Origin of the sequence: Xenorhabdus sp. PB61.4, from assembly GCF_963894935.1 — a bacterium.
In the GTDB taxonomy this organism is placed as follows: domain Bacteria; phylum Pseudomonadota; class Gammaproteobacteria; order Enterobacterales; family Enterobacteriaceae; genus Xenorhabdus; species Xenorhabdus stockiae.
Genome location: NZ_CAWQJR010000024.1, coordinates 1 through 12,907 on the forward strand (window position 1 = coordinate 1; position 12,907 = coordinate 12,907).

The window sequence follows — 12,907 nt, forward strand, 5'->3', positions numbered from 1 at the left end:
TAAATTGAAAATTACAGTTCATTTCATTCATCATTAAAAACAAAAATAAATTAATATAATTTTTATTAAACATTAATAATTAGAACATTCAAAAATATAGACTATTATTTAAAATATACTAAAACAAACACACTACTATTAGCTAATGAAATGTTTCCTTTAGAAAGGTTAATTTTTATTTGCTCATTAATGAGCAAGGAGCGGTTATGAAAATCATAAAGTTAACTTATCATAGAATGCTTAATTTTATTATTATGATGTTATTTACTGCCACATCAATTTCAGTGTTCTCTTCTGGCTATCACCCAATAACCATTGATAATAGAACAAATTATACAATCACTGTCTATGCACCATCTGTCTATTCTGTTTGCACATATCAGCCAACAGAAGGCAATCCTGTAGTAATAACAGTGGGGCCGGGAAAGAAAGGAACTTTTACTTGGGAAGATAAAAACTCTCTCAGCTGTTTTCTCTCCGAAAAAATAACAGGGTTTAAATTTATTACTCAGGATAATAAATTATTATGGTCCGGCCGTATAGGAATGATAGAAGTATCCCCCACTATTTTATCTGATTATTATTGGACAATTTTTTACTCTAAACAATATTGCCCAGCACGTCTGAATGAAATAAGTGAAAAAACCGATGGAGCGCCTCCACCAAGTTATATACGCGCTTATTTTAATTCAGAACCAATAAAAATAGACTCTCTCTATGATGTGTATCATAACAAAATCGGTGATTTTGAAAATTCAGATCAAGGATGGACTATTACTCTTCTTCAACCACCAGAAGGGACAAAACTTGAATATGCCGGAGATCCCAGCCGATGGACATGTTGGAATTAACTATTATTAATGAGCCTCTGCTACTTCAGAGGCTCTGAATATATCTTTATTTAGTATTATACTGAGCTTCGGCTTCAACAAAACGCTGCTGGATCGTCTTATTTGGTGCTTTGCCTAACAGGCTCACCACCACAATGGCAAGCGAGGCCAGAATAAATCCGGGGATGATTTCATACAAACCAAACCAATGAAACTTCATCCATACCAGTACAGTTACTGCACCCACCAGCATACCCGCTAATGCACCATTGCGTGTCATGCGTTGCCAAATCACCGAAATCAGAATAACTGGGCCAAATGCGGCGCCAAACCCCGCCCAGGCATTACTGACTAAGGCCAGCACTTTATTATTTGGGTTAGTAGCAATCACAATGGCAATAGCCGCGACCAACAGCACCATCATCCGTCCGACCCATACCAGTTCTTTCTGGCTGGCTTTCGTACGGATAAAAGCCTTATAAAAATCTTCTGTCAGTGCACTGGAACACACCAGCAACTGGCAGCTCAGTGTACTCATGACCGCTGCTAAAACCGCAGACAGCAAAATGCCCGTGATCCACGGATTGAATAAAAGTATGCCCAGCTCCATGAAAATACGCTCATGGTTTTGTAATACCGGGCCAGCCTGATCCGTATGGATTGAAAAATACGCAATACCAAAGAAACCTACCGCTGACGTACCCGCAAGACATAAAAGCATCCATGTCATACTGATACGGCGCGCTTTATGGATAGTCTGATGAGAATCAGCCGCCATAAAACGGGCCAGAATATGAGGCTGACCAAAGTAACCTAACCCCCAGCCCAACAGTGAGATGATGGCAACAAAATTCAGGTTCTTAAATATATCCATATAGACAGGATTTTTCGCCTCAATAATGGTAATGGCTTTTTCAACACCGCCCACATTGAGTAAAATCAGCACAGGCACCAGAATCAAAGCAAAAATCATTAAGGTTGCTTGCACGGTATCAGTCCAGCTCACCGCCAAGAATCCGCCGAGGAACGTGTAAGCAATCGTAGCTAACGCACCCAGCCAGATCGCGTGTTCGTAGCTGATGCCAAATGTATTTTCAAACAGCAATCCACCCGCTACAACCCCGGATGCACAGTAGATAGTAAAGAAAATCAGGATAACAACGGCAGAGATAATACGGAGAATTTTACTGCTATCATCAAAGCGGTTGGTGAAATAATCCGGTAAAGTCAGTGCATTATTATTGATTTCTGTATGAACACGTAATCTGCCTGCAACCCACCGCCAGTTCAGATAGGCGCCCAGTAATAAGCCCAGCGCGATCCAGATTTCTGATACACCGGATAAAAAAATCGCCCCCGGCAACCCCATTAATAACCAGCCACTCATATCAGAAGCGCCAGCAGATAGTGCTGTTACTACACTGCCTAATCGCCGGCCACCCAGAATATAGTCATCGAAATTCTTGGTGGCACGGTATGCCATGAAGCCTATCAGTAGCATCCCGGCTATATAGACAATGAAGGTAATTAGCATTGGTGAATTTACTGTCATGCAGGTTCTTCTCCATAGTATTTTTTGCAAATCCTGTTTATTCAGACTACTTGATTTGCGTCAATGATGTGTTCTGTACTTATACCCGTCGTCTTTCAAACTGCCTCTTTGTTGGCTGCGCTCGCTCACCCCAGTCACATAGTTATCTATGCTCCCGGGGATGAACTCCCTTGCCGCCGCGATGCGGCTTGAAATTCATTGGGTATAGATTTCCCACTTCTTTCAGCGCAATATCTCTCTCAGGACAAGGTGTTCTGTTGTCAGGTTTTACCCATCTTACTTTCAGACTGCCTTTTGCTGGCTGTATGCAACTCAAAGTTTACTGGGTAGGCCAGAGTTGTACCTGAAGATTATTTCACCTGAAGGTGGCGTTGTTCCGATATGTAATTTATATTTGTAATTATTTAAAAATCACTTTCTATCCTAAATTAGCTAAAACATTTTTAACAACTGATTAACGGCATTTTTTACAAGAAACGCTCACCAAGTCACATTTATCACCCATAAAGTTGCACCTTTCATAAAAAACCCTATGTAGCCAAATGAAAATAAATACTTATCTATCATGTAGATAATAGGTTAATAATCATGAGCCACAAATTATATGTTCAAAATCAGATTGATTTCACAAATTCTGAATAATGGCTTTTAACAAAGTTGCACAAAGTTGCAACATGGAAGATATTGTTCCGTAACTTGATTAGTCTTCCTATTAAGGAGTGAGAATGGGTAGTACCACTATGGGCGTGAAGCTCGATGAAGCAACGCGTAACCGCATCAAAGCTGCTGCACAACGAATTGAGCGCACACCACACTGGCTGATTAAGCAAGCCATTTTTAATTATCTCGAACGTCTTGAAAATGAGGAAAAGATCCCGGAAATATCAGCCGCTCAGGATAACAAAGAAGAAAAGATTTCCGAAGAAGAATCACCAATTGAAGCCCGTTATCAGCCGTTTCTGGACTTTGCCGAGCACATTTTGCCCCAATCGGTGAAACGTTCTGCAATTACTGCGGCATATCGGTTGCCTGAAACACAGGCTGTTCCGATGTTACTGCAACAAGCTCAGTTACCAGAAGAACAATCCAAAGCGGCACATAAACTTGCATATTCCATCGCAGAGAAATTACGCCAGCAAAAACAGGGTATTGGGCGCGCCGGTCTGGTTCAGGGGCTACTACAGGAATTTTCACTCTCTTCACAGGAAGGTGTCGCACTGATGTGCCTTGCCGAAGCCCTGCTTCGCATTCCTGATAAAGCCACCCGCGATGCACTAATCCGCGACAAAATCAGTAACGGTAATTGGCACTCCCATCTGGGGCAAAGCCCGTCCATGTTCGTTAATGCTGCGACATGGGGATTGCTGTTTACCGGTAAATTAGTCTCTACCCATAACGAAGCCAAGTTATCCAAATCGCTGACCCGAATCATCGGCAAGAGCGGTGAACCGTTGGTGCGAAAAGGTGTAGATATGGCAATGCGTCTGATGGGAGAGCAATTCGTCACTGGCGAGACTATTGCTCAGGCCCTTGCCAACGCCCGCAAGCTGGAGGAGAAAGGCTTCCGTTACTCCTATGACATGCTTGGTGAAGCAGCACTGACTGAAGAAGATGCACAGGCTTATATGGTCTCTTATCAGCAGGCTATTCATGCAATTGGTAAGGCATCGAACGGTCGGGGCATTTATGAAGGGCCGGGTATTTCTATCAAACTTTCCGCCCTGCATCCCCGCTATAGCCGTGCCCAGTATGAGCGCGTGATGACCGAACTCTACCCTCGCCTGCTTAGCCTGACTTTACAGGCGCGCCAGTATGATATCGGTATCAATATCGATGCAGAAGAAGCAGATAGACTGGAAATTTCCCTCGATTTGCTGGAAAAACTCTGCTTTGAACCACAACTGGAAGGCTGGAACGGGATTGGTTTTGTTATTCAGGCCTACCAGAAACGTTGTCCTTTCGTCATTGACAGCATTATCGATTTAGCCCAGCGCAGCCGTCACAGACTGATGATCCGTCTGGTAAAAGGGGCTTATTGGGATAGTGAGATCAAGCGTGCCCAGATTGACGGTCTGGAAGGCTATCCGGTTTATACCCGCAAAGTGTATACCGATGTTTCTTATATTGCCTGCGCCCGTAAGTTGCTATCTGTGCCTAATCTTATTTACCCTCAGTTTGCAACTCATAACGCCCATACTCTGTCTGCCATTTACCATATCGCAGGGCAGAATTATTATCCGGGACAGTATGAATTCCAGTGTCTGCACGGAATGGGTGAACCGCTTTATGAACAGGTGGTCGGTAAAATTGCAGACGGCAAACTGAATCGCCCGTGTCGAATCTATGCACCGGTCGGAACCCATGAAACTTTACTGGCCTATCTGGTTCGACGTCTGTTGGAAAATGGAGCGAATACCTCGTTCGTTAACCGTATCGCTGATACCAACCTACCGATCGATGAACTGGTTGCCGATCCGGTAAAAGTGGTGCAGGAACTGGCTAAATCTGAAGGGCAAATCGGCCTGCCTCATCCAAAAATTCCATTACCCATTGACTTGTACGGTAAAAACCGCACCAATTCGTCAGGATTAGATCTTTCCAGCGAACACCGTTTGGCTTCTCTTTCCAGCGCACTGTTGAGTTCTTCAATGGAAATATGGAACAGCGAACCATTATTAGGTGGTGATTATACCCATACTGAGGAATTACCGGTTGCCAGCCCGGTTAATAACCCGGCCAAATCTTCTGATATCGTCGGCTATGTGCGGGAAACTACAGAGCAGGAAGTCAGACACGCGCTGGAAGTCGCCACCAATGCCGAAACCATCTGGTTTGCCACGCCACCATCAGAACGTGCAGCTATTTTGGTACGTGCTGCGGAACTGATGGAAGATAACCTGCAATCCCTGCTCGGTATTCTGGTTCGTGAAGCAGGTAAAACGTTCAACAATGCCATTGCCGAAGTTCGTGAAGCGGTGGATTTTCTCTATTACTACGCCGATCAGGTGCGTCAGGATTTCGCCAATGATACCCATCGCCCACTTGGGCCTGTGGTCTGTATCAGCCCGTGGAACTTCCCTCTGGCTATTTTCACCGGTCAGATTGCCGCTGCATTAGCGGCTGGTAACAGCGTTCTGGCGAAACCCGCAGAGCAAACACCACTGATTGCGGCGGTCGCCGTTAAAATGCTGCATCAGGCAGGCATTCCACGTGAAGTACTGCAATTATTGCCGGGGCAAGGGGAAACTGTCGGTTCTATGCTGGTAGGCGATGAGCGTGTGCGTGGCGTGATGTTCACCGGCTCCACCGAAGTTGCCAGCCTGTTACAGCGTAATATCGCCGGACGTCTTGATTCTCAGGGCCGACCGACGCCACTGATCGCAGAAACCGGTGGGATGAATGCGATGATTGTCGATTCTTCCGCCCTGACTGAGCAGGTTGTCACTGATGTGGTTGCCTCTGCTTTTGACAGTGCGGGCCAACGCTGCTCTGCCCTGCGTATTCTGTGTATACAGGATGATGTTGCAGACAGAACACTCACCATGCTGAAAGGCGCAATGGCGGAATGCCGGATGGGGAATCCTGAACATCTGTTCATCGATATCGGCCCGGTGATTGATGCCGAAGCAAAAGCGAATATCGAGCGACATATTCAGACTATGCGTACTAAAGGCAGAACGGTTTATCAGGCGACACATGAAAATGCGGCAGACAGTCAGGAATGGCCACAGGGAATGTTCGTCAAACCTACCCTTATTGAACTGGAAAGTTTTGACGAGCTGAAAAAAGAGATTTTCGGCCCGGTTCTGCACGTTGTCCGTTTCAAACGGGACGAGTTGGATCAACTGCTTGAGCAAATTAACGCTTCCGGCTATGGATTAACATTAGGCGTTCACACCCGTATTGATGAAACCATCTCTCAGGTCACGGGTAAGGCAACAGTCGGTAATTTATATGTTAACCGCAATATGGTCGGTGCCGTTGTTGGTGTACAGCCATTTGGTGGTGAAGGATTATCCGGCACCGGGCCTAAAGCTGGTGGGCCGCTCTATCTTTATCGTCTGTTGTCCCAGCGCCCTGTCAATGCTGCAACTCAGACATTAGCGCGTCAGGACGAGGAATATTCACTGGATGCCACTATCCGCACTGCCCTGCACTCTCCTTTCAACAAATTGGCTGAATGGGCTACATCAAATAATCACTCGGAACTGAACCACATCATTCAGGAATACGCTTTACTTGCTCAGGGCGGGACAACACGCCTGCTGCCGGGGCCAACGGGCGAACGTAATACCTACACCCTGTTGCCACGCGGTCAGGTTCTCTGTCTTGCAGATAATGAGCAGGATACGCTGATTCAGTTAGCCGCGGTGCTTTCAGTTGGTTGTCAGGCGGTCTGGGAAAAGGATGAACTTCACCAGCAGTTACTGAAACAGTTACCAAGAGAAGTTCGTCACGCCATTTATTTAGTGAATGACTGGCAGAGTGAAGACACGGTTATGGAAGCAGTTATTTATCACGGTGATTGCGATCAGTTACGGCAGGTATGTGAAACCGTTGCACAACGTAAAGGGCCGATTGTTTCAGTGCAGGGTTTTGCCCGGGGCGAAACTAATCTGTTGCTGGAGCGCCTGCTGCATGAACGTTCATTGAGTGTTAACACCGCAGCGGCAGGAGGAAATGCCAGCTTAATGACCATTGGTTAAAAAGGCGGAATTAAAAAATAGATTAGCCAATTTATTTATAATCATTTGATTAAATCAAACGATTAAATCAGATGATTAAAATAACCCGATTAGTTCTATTTGGTTATATATTTATAACCAAATAGACATATAAAACATGATTTATTAAAAATAAAGGGGAATGCACTATTTGTACATTCCCCTCTAAAACTGACCAAATTGTTCAGCCAAACAGACGCTATGTTTTCGCCGAATTAATCAATGCCCGTTCTGTTGCCAGCTCAGATATTGTTCGTATTTACGCAGCGCGATATTGTAATTACTGAAAGCAGATTCGGACAGCTTCTCACTCAATTTTTCCTGAATTTTTTCTGGTGTAAACTCTTCTTCAGGATAATTGTCTGAGGTCAGTAACTCATCCAATCTGCGCAGACGAACCACGTATTCACGCACTGTGCTGTGGCTCATCTCGGTTTGTTCAAACAGATACTGTTTAAATGACATAATGTCGAAATAATCAGTCTGGCTATTGCAATAAATTTCACTACAGAAGCGGCACAGCGCTACAAATTTACCCTGTAACTCATTCCATGTTTTGTCATCAACCAATTCGGTCATCTCGGAAATTGCTTCTTTATTGATAACCTGACCGTTAAAAACAAGGGAAATACGGTCAAGAGTCTTATGACAATGCAAACAATGAGTCTGACTATGTTTATAGTCCTTAATATAACGGCTAAGAGGCCGTTTCTTTTGTGTTGTAACAGACATAAGAGATAAAGCCCTGTGTGTAGTCTTAACAAAAAACAAATAAGCAAAAAGTTACTTCTCTGGATTCAAACGCGCCCGCAGCCTTTTTATTGCCTGGCTGTGGAGCTGACTCACGCGAGATTCCCCCACATTAAGCACCGCGCCAATCTCTTTAAGATTCAGTTCTTCCTGATAGTACAGCGTCAGAACCATTTTTTCCCTTTCAGGTAACGACTCAATAACATCGATAACCCGCTGACGGAGATCACCTTCCAATAACTGTTGGAGAGGATTTGTCTCATGCTCTTCCTCAATTACTGGCTCACAGCTTTCGCCGTAAATTTCGTGCCATTCGTCATAAGAAAATAGCTGACTGTTATTGGTTTCTAACAGTATTTGACGATATTCTATCAGATTAATCTTTAATTCTTTAGCAACTTCCTGCTCACTGGCTGGACGGCCTAACTCTTGCTCAAGTTTACGGATGGTTTGCGTGACTTCCCGTGCATTGCGTCGCACACTGCGTGGCGCCCAATCACGGCTCCTCAACTCATCCAACATTGCGCCTCTGATGCGCTGCACTGCATAAGTGGTAAAAGCCGTTCCCTGTAGGGAATCGTAACGTTCCACTGCGTTCAGCAACCCTATGCCACCAGCCTGAAGCAGATCATCAAGCTCGACACTGGCAGGCAACCTCACCTGTAGCCTCAGTGCTTCATGGCGAACCAGTGGTACATAGCGCTTCCAGAGGCTATTTTTGTCCATCACGCCTTCGGCGGTATACAAATCGCTCACAACAACAGACACCTTTGGATAAGAGACTGGATACCATTATCCAATCCCCTAACGGGTACAATCGTTTGAACAATGAAGTAAAAGCGCTTCTTTTTCACCTATGCGAAATTTTTGTTGTCCGCCTTGTATCGCAAGTTTCAGGCTGTCCCTGACAATACCCATCGTCTTTCACGCTGTCTCTTTGTTGGCTGCGCTCGCTCACCCCTTGCCGCCGCGATACAATGCGAAATACTTAGAGTATTTCCTTTAAATAGCACTTAAAAAATAAGGATCGGCAAGCCGATCCTTATCATATAAGCAGAGGCTATGCAGGTTGCCCTGCATAAGCCTTTAGCTGGGTAATAAAAATTAACGCAGCAGAGACAGAACGGTCTGTGGAACCTGGTTCGCCTGAGCCAGAACAGAAGTACCAGCTTGTTGCAGGATCTGGCCACGGCTCATGTTAGAAACTTCAACCGCGTAGTCAGCGTCTTCGATACGGCTACGAGCAGCGCTCAGGTTGTTAACAGTGTTGTTCAGGTTGTTAACAGTGGATTCCAGACGGTTTTGTACCGCACCTAGGGAGCTACGCAGGCTGTCAACTTTTGCCAGAGCGCTGTCCAGTGCATCCAGAGGACGGTCATTTACTTTTGTAGTATATTCTTTATCAATTGTTACTTTTCCTGACTCATCAGTTTTCACTTCAGCATATTTAGTCTCACCTGCTTTATCTTTGTAAGACATCAACAATTTATTTCCATCGGCTTCACCAGCTTCTGTCATTTTCTGGAAGACTTTAGCGTCAGAGATATCTGCAATACCAGAAGTATCAAGTTTCACTTTTCCGTCAACTTTCCCGCCTTTTCCATCATCTACTTTGCCTATAACTTCAGTTTTTTGTTCACCAAATGCAGAAGATTTAGTCGCATCAAATTCATTCAGTTTCAAAACAGTACTGTCGATTTTTTTCAGGTCAATAGTGATAGTTTCGTTGTCGTTTGCACCAACCTGAACAGTCATTTTGTTGTCTTGGCTCAGAACACGTACACCGTTGAACTGAGTTTGTTCAGAGATACGGTCAATTTCGCTCAGGCGTTGTGTAACTTCATCCTGAATAGAAGTGATATCACTTTTAGAGTTGCTGCCGTTCTGTGCCTGAACAGTCAGTTCACGGATACGTTGCAGGTTGTTATTGATTTCGTTCAGAGCACCTTCGGTAGTCTGAGCAATAGAGATACCGTCGTTTGCGTTACGTGCAGCCTGAGTCAGGCCTTTAACGTTAGCAGTGAAACGGTTAGCAATCGCTTGACCAGCAGCATCATCCTTCGCGCTGTTAATACGTAAACCAGAGGACAGACGCTCAATCGCAGAACCTAAAGTACCCTGAGATTTAGTCAGGTTGTTTTGAGCCAGCAGAGATGAGTAGTTAGTATTGATTACTGATGCCATAGTAGAGTTCCTTTTTAAAATCAAGTCGATATAATTAGTCTGAGCCTGTTTGCTCACGGTGTTCATCACCGCCAACAGTTTTATCGGCTACTTAAAAAGAACCTTTAATATTTCTTGAAAAAAGTTTTTCATTTTTTTCTTACTCCTTGTATCTCCTATGGATTTCAAGTCACATCGTGGCTGCAAAGAAACGAATTTACCCAACCAAAGGCTGGCTTACGGTGAAGAAAAGCAGGAGCCTTTCATTAATCTCCAGGAGCATAGGTAACCCTATATTTATAAAATCGGTGACTGGAGTGAGCGAGCGCAGCCAATAAATAGACAGCCTGAAAGACGAAGAATATACCGATAACCCAAACAGCGCCTGTTCTCATCAACTATTCCATCCATCAAAAAAATCGTTTTCTCAGTAAACTTTTCGCAAATTAATCCGATAACAACTCCAGTGATGCTTTACAAATAAAGGAGTCAATATGGCTAGCATTTCCTCATTAGGGGCCGGGTCCGGGATGGATTTGGGTTCTTTGCTGGATAAACTTCAGGCAGCAGAAAGAAAACGTTTAGAACCATTAGCACAGCAACAAACAAGCTATAAAGCAAAGCTGACCGGTTTTGGCACATTAAAAGGCAGTCTGGAAAAACTTCAGACCGCTTCGGAAGAACTAAAAAAATTCGATAAGCTTAATACAACTAAAACAAGCGAAGACCATAAATTATTTACTCCAAGCACGGATTCCAAAGCCAGCCCGGGTAACTATAAGATTGAAGTTGAGCAGCTTGCCGTAGCGCAATCTTTGCAAACTGCATCTGTTCCCAGTGTAAAAGAACAGTTGGGAGAAACTTCGGCAACAAGCCGTACTATCGTTATTGAACAGGAAGGTAAAGACGGTAAAACAGAACTCATGAAGATTGCTCTGACCGGTGAGCAAACTTCTCTGGTTGAGATCCGTGATGCAATTAATAAGCAGGAAGGTAATGTTAACGCCAGCATTATTAAAGCCGACGATAAGAATAATTATCTGATTCTGACCGCTAAAAAAGCGGGAACAAAATCGATGATGAAGATTAAGGTCGAAGGTGATAATAAACTGAACGAATTGCTGGAATACCCACCAAGCGATAAAAACCGCGCTGGTGTAATGCAAGAAAAAGTTCCCGCAAAAAATGCAGTATTACACGTTAATGGTGTCAAAATTGAGCGCCAAACTAACGAAATAAAAGATGCGCCGGAAGGTATTACCCTGAATCTGAAAAAAGTTTCAGAAAAAGAGACTGTAAAAGTTAAAGGGGACGATGGCGAACTGAAAGAAGTAGAGCAGTTCAAATCAGAAACACTGGTTGTTTCCCGTGATATTGAACCAATGCAGGAAGCAATTAAAAAGTGGGTTGATGCTTATAATGACTTACAGTCTACTTTTGATTCACTGACCAAATTTAAAGCGGTCGGAAAAGGTGAAGCGGCTTCAAAAGATAATGGTGCTTTGCTGGGTGACGGAACACTGAAAAATATCCAGAACCAATTAAGACATCAATTATTTGCCGCCCAGAATGTTGCTGATATCGCTACCTTAAATAAATTGGGTATTAAACAGAAATTGGATGGCACACTGGAAATCAATAAAGATAAACTGGAAAAGAACCTGAAAGAGAAACCCGCCAATGTTAAGGCTTTCTTTATGGGCGATGGTGAAAAAACCGGCTTTGCAACCCAGACTTATAACCTATTAAAGAAAACGTTAGATAGCCATGAAGGGACTATCGCAACCGCAACCGAAGGCATTAATAAAAGTCTTAAAACCCTTGAGAAACAAGTGGAGCGGACAAATGACACTATTGATGCCACAATGGAGCGTTATAAACGTCAATTCACAGAATTGGATAAACTGATGAATTCCCTGAATAACACAAGTTCATCCCTATTCCAGCTTTTAAGATAATTAAAGGATAATATGTATCAACGTTCGGCAAGCCAGTTATACGCTCAGGTAGATCTTGAGAGCGAAATTATGAATGCTTCTCCCTATCAGTTGATTCAGATATTGTTCAATGGGGCGCTCAGCGCCCTACGTCGTGCAATTATTCTGATGCAACAGGGAAATATCCCGGAAAAAGGTTTAGCTATTTCAAAGGCGATAAATATCATTGATAATGGTCTGAAAGAAGGACTTGATTTCGAAAAAGGCGGAGAGATTGCTCAGAATCTTTCTGCTTTATATGATTATATGAGTCGTCGTTTACTCCATGCTAATTTACGCAACGATGAGAAGGCTATTACCGAAGTGATTGATTTACTTACCGAGATTTCAGATTCTTGGCGGCAGATAGGTCCTCATTACAACGCCAGTCAGGATATTGTTTGATGAAAAATGATCTGGATCTTTTGTCAGCTTACCAGCAGATCCTTAGTTTAAGTGAGCAGATGCTTGATTTAGCTAAAAATGAAAAATGGGATGTACTTGTCGATATGGAAATCACCTATCTGAAAGCAGTAGAAGTGGTTACCTTAATATCAGAAGATTCAGATGCGCCTATTTCATTGCAGCAGAAATTAACCAAAATTTTGCAGACTGTCTTGGATAATGAAAATGAAACTAAGCGGTTATTACAAAAACGCTTAGATGAACTCAGCGACCTGATTAAACAGGAAAGCTGCAAACAATTATTGCATGATACTTATGGGCAATTCCCTGTCAGTGATTATGAAATGGAGTTAACGCCTACGACAGAGAAAACATAAAAATAACAGCGGCATCATAATATTTTATTAATATAATAATAATGAATGGTATCGTTTATTGATTTTATTTCAGGTGGTGTCATTTAGTCACCATCCCTTTTTCGGGGATCCTGATTCGGCATTATATTTT

9 protein-coding genes are annotated in these 12,907 nt (G+C 43.5%); 5 read left to right on the forward strand and 4 right to left on the reverse strand.

Going from position 1 to position 12,907, the window contains the following annotated elements; genetic code table 11:
• Positions 1 to 206: 206 nt before the first annotated feature.
• Complete coding sequence (locus AACX68_RS02440) at positions 207 to 851, forward strand: hypothetical protein (RefSeq protein WP_228858333.1); 645 nt, start codon at positions 207 to 209, stop codon at positions 849 to 851.
• Between the two features lie 46 nt (positions 852 to 897).
• Here the strand turns inward: AACX68_RS02440 and putP are convergent, their stop codons facing one another.
• Positions 898 to 2,382 (reverse strand): sodium/proline symporter PutP, encoded by a 1,485-nt coding sequence (gene putP / locus AACX68_RS02445; protein ID WP_228858334.1) that lies wholly within the window; start codon positions 2,380 to 2,382, stop codon positions 898 to 900.
• Positions 2,383 to 3,107: 725 nt separating this feature from the next.
• Here putP and putA point away from each other — a divergent pair.
• Positions 3,108 to 7,088 carry a trifunctional transcriptional regulator/proline dehydrogenase/L-glutamate gamma-semialdehyde dehydrogenase gene (gene putA / locus AACX68_RS02450; RefSeq protein WP_228858335.1) on the forward strand — a complete coding sequence of 1,327 codons (3,981 nt, stop codon included), beginning with the start codon at positions 3,108 to 3,110 and terminating at the stop codon, positions 7,086 to 7,088.
• A 237-nt stretch (positions 7,089 to 7,325) separates the two neighbouring features.
• Here putA and fliZ read toward each other — a convergent pair whose 3' ends face one another.
• The 3 genes from fliZ to AACX68_RS02465 all read right to left on the reverse strand — a co-directional run bounded on the left by fliZ (position 7,326) and on the right by AACX68_RS02465 (position 10,040).
• A complete protein-coding gene (fliZ, locus tag AACX68_RS02455) occupies positions 7,326 to 7,838 on the reverse strand; it encodes a flagella biosynthesis regulatory protein FliZ (protein WP_086956345.1) in 513 nt (170 codons plus the stop codon).
• 51 nt (positions 7,839 to 7,889) lie between these two features.
• Positions 7,890 to 8,612, reverse strand: coding sequence for an RNA polymerase sigma factor FliA (locus tag AACX68_RS02460; protein WP_099108236.1), 723 nt, complete (start codon positions 8,610 to 8,612; stop codon positions 7,890 to 7,892).
• Between the two features lie 348 nt (positions 8,613 to 8,960).
• Positions 8,961 to 10,040 (reverse strand): FliC/FljB family flagellin, encoded by a 1,080-nt coding sequence (locus tag AACX68_RS02465; RefSeq protein ID WP_228858336.1) that lies wholly within the window; start codon positions 10,038 to 10,040, stop codon positions 8,961 to 8,963.
• Positions 10,041 to 10,513: 473 nt separating this feature from the next.
• Here AACX68_RS02465 and fliD point away from each other — a divergent pair, with 473 nt between their 5' ends.
• Genes fliD through fliT form a run of 3 tightly spaced genes read left to right on the forward strand, consistent with a single transcriptional unit; the run spans position 10,514 to position 12,777 of the window.
• Positions 10,514 to 11,977, forward strand: coding sequence for a flagellar filament capping protein FliD (gene fliD / locus AACX68_RS02470; RefSeq protein ID WP_228858337.1), 1,464 nt, complete (start codon positions 10,514 to 10,516; stop codon positions 11,975 to 11,977).
• Positions 11,978 to 11,989: 12 nt separating this feature from the next.
• Positions 11,990 to 12,400: a flagellar export chaperone FliS gene (gene fliS, locus AACX68_RS02475; RefSeq protein WP_086956342.1), complete on the forward strand. Its 411-nt coding sequence runs from the start codon at positions 11,990 to 11,992 to the stop codon at positions 12,398 to 12,400.
• Positions 12,400 to 12,777: a flagella biosynthesis regulatory protein FliT gene (gene fliT / locus AACX68_RS02480; protein ID WP_099108240.1), complete on the forward strand. Its 378-nt coding sequence runs from the start codon at positions 12,400 to 12,402 to the stop codon at positions 12,775 to 12,777. Before fliS ends, fliT begins: the two co-directional genes overlap by 1 nt.
• The last annotated feature ends 130 nt before the right edge of the window (positions 12,778 to 12,907 follow it).

What these genes read in the sequence shown, in the direction of transcription:
- AACX68_RS02440 (WP_228858333.1), top strand. Translation starts at nt 207, where the DNA reads ATGAAAATCATAAAGTTAACTTATCATAGAATGCTTAATTTTATTATT.
- putP (WP_228858334.1), bottom strand. Translation starts at nt 2,382, where the DNA reads ATGACAGTAAATTCACCAATGCTAATTACCTTCATTGTCTATATAGCC.
- putA (WP_228858335.1), top strand. Translation starts at nt 3,108, where the DNA reads ATGGGTAGTACCACTATGGGCGTGAAGCTCGATGAAGCAACGCGTAAC.
- fliZ (WP_086956345.1), bottom strand. Translation starts at nt 7,838, where the DNA reads ATGTCTGTTACAACACAAAAGAAACGGCCTCTTAGCCGTTATATTAAG.
- AACX68_RS02465 (WP_228858336.1), bottom strand. Translation starts at nt 10,040, where the DNA reads ATGGCATCAGTAATCAATACTAACTACTCATCTCTGCTGGCTCAAAAC.
- fliD (WP_228858337.1), top strand. Translation starts at nt 10,514, where the DNA reads ATGGCTAGCATTTCCTCATTAGGGGCCGGGTCCGGGATGGATTTGGGT.
- fliS (WP_086956342.1), top strand. Translation starts at nt 11,990, where the DNA reads ATGTATCAACGTTCGGCAAGCCAGTTATACGCTCAGGTAGATCTTGAG.
- fliT (WP_099108240.1), top strand. Translation starts at nt 12,400, where the DNA reads ATGAAAAATGATCTGGATCTTTTGTCAGCTTACCAGCAGATCCTTAGT.